At 72.4% G+C, this 3,385-nt stretch carries 4 protein-coding genes; all 4 read right to left on the bottom strand.

Annotated elements, in window-relative coordinates:
* A partial coding sequence (locus AC1D12_RS28515; protein WP_477844472.1) for a PhnE/PtxC family ABC transporter permease occupies positions 1–696 on the bottom strand: 696 nt, incomplete at its 3' end.
* Positions 696–1,523, bottom strand: a complete 828-nt coding sequence (locus AC1D12_RS28510; protein WP_477844470.1) for a phosphonate ABC transporter ATP-binding protein — start codon at positions 1,521–1,523, stop codon at positions 696–698. The genes AC1D12_RS28515 and AC1D12_RS28510, both read right to left, overlap by 1 nt.
* Positions 1,520–2,389 (bottom strand): putative selenate ABC transporter substrate-binding protein, encoded by an 870-nt coding sequence (locus AC1D12_RS28505; protein WP_477844468.1) that lies wholly within the window; start codon positions 2,387–2,389, stop codon positions 1,520–1,522. The genes AC1D12_RS28510 and AC1D12_RS28505 overlap by 4 nt, the downstream gene beginning before the upstream one ends.
* A gap of 18 nt (positions 2,390–2,407) precedes the next feature.
* Positions 2,408–3,385, bottom strand: a 978-nt coding sequence (gene mnmH / locus AC1D12_RS28500; protein ID WP_477844466.1) for a tRNA 2-selenouridine(34) synthase MnmH, incomplete at its 5' end; no start/stop codon positions are given.

The raw sequence follows: 3,385 nt of genomic DNA, 5'->3' as shown, positions 1-3,385 counted from the left end.
GACGAAACCGAGCACGACCGACGAGCGGATCGCGCACTCCCAGCGGTACACCGTGTAGCTGACCAGCTCGCCGGCGCACTCCGGCAGCGCGCCGAACCACAGCGCCTGCAGGCGCCCGCTGCCGTTGCGCAGCAGCGCCTGGGTGGCCGCGGGGTCGCTGCTTTCCAGGATCTCCGCATACACCTTGGCCAGCATGCCGCCRTAGGTGATCGCGATCGCCAGCACGCCCGAGGTCGGGCCCAGGCCCACGGCCCGCACGAACAGCAGCGCCCACACCAGCTCGGGGATCGAGCGCAGCACCACCAGCACCCAGCGGATCGCCTGCCGCAGCAGCGCCGGCAGCAGGCCCATCGGCGTCGCGATCGCACTGAGCGACAGGCGCGCCGTCGCCAGGAAGGCCAGGGGCACCGCCACCCCCCACGCCAGTGCCAGGCCCGCCGTCGCGATCGCGACGGTGCGCCAGGTCTCCTGCAGCAGCAGCCCCAGGAACGCCGCATCGTGCTTCGGCGGGATGAACTCCGACACGAACTTCCAGGTCGCCCGCAGGCTGCGCGCGTCCAGCAGCGTCGCCGGGTTGAACTCGGTCCACACCAGCAGCGGCCACGCCAGCACCGCCGCCGCCAGCAGCAGCGACACCCTGCGCAGCAGCGCCGGATCGCGCAGCGCGGCGGCGCCCGGACGCACGGCCTGCTCCATCAGCGGCACATGCTTTCGGGCAACAGGCCGGTGCCTGCCGCCGGGGCATCCGGGGCCGGCGCCGCCACCTCGCCCGCATACAACTCGCGCAGCGCCGCATCGTCCAGCCCCGCCGCCGGACCGTCGTACACGCACACGCCCGCGCGCAGCGCGACGATGCGCGCGAAGCGCTCGCGCGCCACGTCCACCTGGTGCAGGCTGCACACCAGCGTGCGGCCGTCGCGCCGCGCGGCGCCGAGCAGCGCATCGATCACGACGCGCGCGCGGGTCGGATCGAGTGCCGACAAGGGTTCGTCGACCAGCCACAGCCCGGCCTGCGACACCAGCGCGCGTGCCAGCCCGACACGCTGCCGCTCGCCACCGGAGAGGCGATCGACGCGCAGCCACAGCTTGTCGGCCAGGCCCAGCTCGGCGAGCGCCGCCTGTGCGAGGTCCGCGTCGCGCGGGCTCCACAGCGTGCGCAGGCTCTGCAGCAGCCCCATCGCCGGCAGCCGCCCGGCCAGCACCGCCGTCACGACACGCTGGCGCGGCGGCAGCGGCGGCACCTGCGGCGCGAGGAACAGCCGCCCGCGCAAGCGGCGCAGCTCGCGGCCCGGCATCGCCCACGGATCGCGACCGAACAGCGACACGCTGCCGGCCGACGGCCGCACCGCGCAGGCCAGCGCCATCAGCAGGCTGGTCTTGCCGGCGCCCGAGGCGCCGATCACCGCGACCTGCTCGCCCGCCGCGATGCGCAGGTCGAGCCCGCGCAGCGCCAGGCCCGGCACGCCGGGCGCGGCCGGGGCCGACAGCGCGCGCAGCTCGGCGACCGCAGCAGGCTCACTCACTTCAGCAGGCCGGCGTTCTCTGCCGCGGCCTTGATGCCGACGTAGTTCTCGGGCTTGGTCGCGATGAAGCGCGTCGCGCGCTGCAGGTCGAGGATCTCCTTGCCCTGCGGCGTGGCCGGGTCGAGCGCAAGGAAGGCCTGCTGGATCTTGCTGCGCAGCTCGGCCGGCATGTCGGCATGCACCGTCCAGTTGTAGTCGTAGTAGGCCGGCGTCGTGTAGAACACCTTCACCTGGCTGGTGTCGACCTTCTTGTCGGCGACGAACTTCTCCCACACCGAGATGTTCAGCGCGCCGGCATCGACCTTGCCGCTGGCCACCGCGGCGATCGTCGCGTCGTGCGCGCCCGAGAAGCTGACGCGCTTCAGGTCGGCATCGGGGTTGATCTTCGCGGCCAGCAGGAAGCTGCGCGGCATCAGGTGGCCCGAGGTGCTCGACGCCGAGCCGAAGCTCAGCGTCCTGCCCTTCAGGTCTTCGAGCTTCGCGATGCCGCTCTTCGCATCGGTGATGAAGACCGAGCGGAAGCGCTCGTCCTCCTCGCGCTGCACCAGCGGAATCACCTTGCCGTTCGAGCGCACGCTGGCCTGCACGAAGGTGAAGCCGCCGAACCAGGCCAGGTCGATCTTGCGGTTGACCACCGTCTCGACGGCGGCAGCGTAGTCGGTCACCGGCGTCCACTCGACCTTCAGGCCGAGCTTGCCCTCCAGGTACTTGCCGAGCGGCGCGAACTTGCGCGCCAGCTCGGTCGGCGATTCATCGGGGATCGCGGTGACGCGCAACACGCCGGGCGTGGCGGTCTGCGCCGCAGCGGTGCCGGCGATCAACGCAAGTGACAAGGCGGCGAGCAGGTGTTGGAGCGCGTGTTTCATCGGTGGGTCCCACGGGGTTCAGGAAAGGGAGGCGATGCGCAGCGCGAGTGCCGCGATGCCATCGGGTGACAGGTCGTCGGCCTCGACGCGCTGCGCCTGGCCGATGCGTTCGAGCTGGCGCCCTTGCGAGCGCGCATAGAGCGGATCGTAATGCCGGGCCATCAGCGCCTCGAACAGCGGCGGCAGCTCGCGCTGCCGTGCCCAGGCCTGCCACTGCGCCAGCGTCTCCTTCGGCAGCAGTTCGCGCAGGCCACCCAGCTTGTCGGCCAGGCGCTGCGGGTCGTCGCCGAGCCAGGCGTAGTCGCGCAGCAGGTAGGCAAGCCGCGCCTCGCGCGTCGCCGCGATCTCGACGACCGGGCTCTCGCGCAGGCGCTGCAGCAGCGGTTCGGGCACCGTCAGGCGGCCGATGCGGCGGCTCTCGGCCTCGACCCAGATGCGCCGCTGCGGATCGAGCCCCTCGAGCGCGTGCAGCAGTTGCGTCTCGAAGCCCTTCTGCGACGGCTGCACGGTGCCGGGCAGGTCGCCGAGCACCGAGCCGCGATGGGCCGCCAGCGCCTCCAGGTCGAGCACCTGCTCGCCCTGCTGCGCGAGCGCGTGCAGCACGCGCGTCTTCGCGCTGCCGGTCGGGCCGCACAGCACGCGCAGCGGCAGCGCCGGTGCGCGCGTGGCCAGCTCGCTGATCACGTGCGCGCGCCACGACTTGTAGCCGCCCTTCAGCTGCTGCGCATCCCAGCCGACCAGCCGCAGCCAGTTGACGAAGCTGCCGCTGCGCAGGCCGCCGCGCCAGCAATAGAGCAGCGGACGCCAGTCGCGCGGCTTGTCGCGCATCAGTTCGTCGAGGTGGCGGGCGATGTTGCGCGCCACCATCGCGCCGCCGATCTTGCGGGCCTCGAAGGCGGACACCTGCACGTAGGTGGTACCGACGATGCGGCGCTCGTCGTCGCTGAGCACCGGGCAGTTGATCGCGCCGGGGATGTGGTCGAGCGCGTACTCGGC

The sequence above is a fragment of the Rhizobacter sp. P1_G5 genome (assembly GCF_056405435.1).
The sequence above is the reverse complement of the archived record's forward strand: the minus strand, read 5'-3'. Positions and strand labels throughout refer to the sequence as shown.